Annotated in this window: 3 protein-coding genes; 1 reads left to right on the top strand and 2 read right to left on the bottom strand. The window is 31.7% G+C overall.

What is annotated here, in order from left to right; all coding sequences use genetic code 11:
* Window positions 1-187 (bottom strand): four helix bundle protein (locus AC3DU7_RS30005; protein WP_488042894.1); only part of this gene is annotated, 187 nt, incomplete at its 3' end.
* Window positions 188-434: 247 nt separating this feature from the next.
* Complete coding sequence (locus tag AC3DU7_RS30000) at window positions 435-1,157, bottom strand: Mo-dependent nitrogenase C-terminal domain-containing protein (RefSeq protein WP_488042893.1); 723 nt, start codon at window positions 1,155-1,157, stop codon at window positions 435-437.
* Between the two features lie 464 nt (window positions 1,158-1,621).
* On the opposite strand from AC3DU7_RS30000, the gene AC3DU7_RS29995 reads away from it, so the two are divergent.
* Window positions 1,622-2,479 carry an HIT family protein gene (locus AC3DU7_RS29995; RefSeq protein ID WP_488042892.1) on the top strand — a complete coding sequence of 286 codons (858 nt, stop codon included), beginning with the start codon at window positions 1,622-1,624 and terminating at the stop codon, window positions 2,477-2,479.
* The last annotated feature ends 468 nt before the right edge of the window (window positions 2,480-2,947 follow it).

Raw genomic sequence — 2,947 nt, 5'->3', positions numbered from 1 at the left:
CAGTATATCTTCGTCCATATCCTTCAGCTATATTTGCTGGGATAGAGACAGAACTTCTTCTTATTTGTTGAACCATGCCATATAACTCATCTTTGGGAAAAAGTTTCGTGAGAAAATAGCACTTTTCGGCAATATCCATTCCTTTTTGCCAAATTTTTAAATCTTTAAAATCATTAATATCCGACATTTCAAAAATCATTAATAAGAGAACAGGGAACAGAAAACAGAGAATATAAAGAAGTAGACTTTTATAGTTAATTTTTCAATTTTTTTGTCAAACTAAATAATCATCCTACTTTCTTCAATTAGCAGAGAAATAATAATTTCTATTTTCTTTTCCTTAAATATTCTCCTTGGACATTCTAACTTGGCTTCTAATTTTTAACCATTCCCTATTCCCTATTCCCTGTTCCCTGTTCCCTGTTCCCTAAAAACTAACAATACTTAGATACATCCTCCTGACATTCATCTGCTAAATAAGACAAAGCACGGAAACGTATGCCAACTAATTGATCGTACAGTGGGTTAAGTTTACACATAGCTGGAATGTGGGCGACTTTCTTACCAAAAATTACAATATCTCGCTCAAATGGACATTGAGGGGGAATCATTTTACATACCATGTGAGCCACCTTTGGGTCATGAATATCCCATCCATCCAACCAGTCTTTGATAGGAGCAAGTACAGTTTGATGATGTTCGGGATCGTGAGGAATAATAAAAGTGCCAGTATGTTCTGTTTCTTCAATCCAACTGTCTAAATCATCTTCTCCTGCTTGTTTTTTGGCTTTTTCTAGATTTTTTCTCAATGCATCTAAAGCTTTAACTTTTAGTCCTAAAGCATCACAATATCTATGAAGTATGTCATCTTCAGTAATAGAATAAATTCCATCTGCCAAGGCCACCATGACAGCAGTTCTCATAAAATTTTCTGCTATGGTAGGATTTTCTCCAAGTACCTTAGCTAAATCATCTGGATTAATAGGTTGTAGTTCTGAGATTTCAATTTTAGAAGCAAACTCTTCATGACTAAAATGGTCGAATAAATCTTTCTCTGTCGCATCTAATTCTCCATCAGCATAAGCAACAGTCATTAGTCCTCTTAACCAGGTAGTAGTTTGTTCTTTATTTAGGGGAGATTTTACGATGCTAGTCATGGCTTAACCTCTGATTAATATATATTTTACTGGCTCCTAAAACCAATTATAAATTAGGTTGGTATGAGAGCTATTACTTATATTTTACTTCACTATCTCCAGCCTAAAATCCTCATATTTCTGATTTATGTTAACTTTATTTACTAGGTTTTTAGTAGTCATAGCTACACCACTTTATGCAAAATAATGATTATGTTCTTTCACTATTATCCAAAAGTAAAAATCAAAGTTTCTTCATTGTTTTCTATAAACAAATAATCTAACTTATTTACTGTAAACTTAGATAGAATTATTTTATTAAATACAAAAAATTGTACAAATATACAAATCTCCCTATCAATTTTTCTCTATTTATAATCAATTGACTCTACTTCCTAACAATACAGAGAATGTTTTGATTCCGAATTAAACGGATTTGATATTACAATTATTCTCTTCTACATTATTTAATCACAAAAGTACCCTTGTTTACTAATAAACAACTAAACCAATATAGCCACCTTACTGCTAAAGAACGTAAATTTATTTCATTTCCAGCTCAATTATTACTAGATAAAAATCTGCTCGTTGGTAAAATTCTCGACTTTGGCTGTGGGCTGGGAAATGATGTTAAACTACTACAACAAAAAAATTTTCCAGTCACTGGTTATGACCCTTATTATTTTCCACAATATCCCCAGACAAAATTTGATACTATTCTCTGTTTTTATGTCTTAAATGTTTTATTTGAACAGCCACAAGCTCAAGTTTTGATGGAAGTTTCACAATTATTAAAACCTGGAGGTAAAGCTTATTATGCTGTTAGAAGAGGTTTGAAACGCGAGGGTTTTCGAGAACATTATATACACAAGAAACCAACTTATCAGTGTTTAGTTAATTTACCTTTTAAATCTATTCACACAGATGAGTTATGTGAAATATATGAATATATTCATTATAATCAGCAAAAAAATTCGACAAACAATTGTTTATTCTGTAACCCGCGTAAAAATTTAAAGTTAATAACAGAGTCATCAAAAACTTATGCAATACTTGATGGCTATCCAGTTACAAAAGGGCATACTTTAGTTATACCCAAGCGTCATCTAGCAAATTATTTTGAGCTACCTGTAGATGAACAATTAGAATGTTGGTTAATGGTAAATCAAGTGCAGAAAATTTTAGAGGAAAAGTATAACCCAGATGGATTTAATGTAGGGATAAATGTTAATCATGCCGGAGGACAAAAAATGATGCACACAAATATTCATGTTATTCCTCGGTATCAGGAAAATAGCTTAAGAGTTAAGGGAGGAATGAGATTTGTTGTACCAAAAAAGTAAAGAAAGGAAGAAGGCTCTAGTTATTTAGTAGAGAAGGAAAAATATTGCATTCTCTAATTTTTAAGCTTTTGATATGTTCTAAATTTTCTTTCCACTGCTATAAAATTATGAATTTTTCCATTGCATAATTATGACACTAACTAATTTTTTTAATCTAAAATCAATTAACCAGCATATTGTAAAAAAATGATTTTTTTATTGGGTACTCTGCGCTCCAGAACAACTTTGCTACAACAAATATTAAATGCTCATTCCTATAGCAATATGATTTGAGTTGTGAGATATTGAAAATTTTTAGGGAATAGGGAATAGGGAATAGGGAACAGGGAACAGGGAACAGAGAAGAGGAAAAAAACGTATCATATGAATATAATAATCGCTATATTCTACACTTTTAAGGAACACCTCAATTCTCACAACTCATTCCTGATTGCTATAGATAGCGATCGCTCCTGAAACTAATCTGAT

The sequence above is a fragment of the Okeania sp. genome (assembly GCF_983059655.1).
Note: the sequence above shows the minus strand (reverse complement) of the source record. Positions and strands in the feature narration are given on the sequence as shown.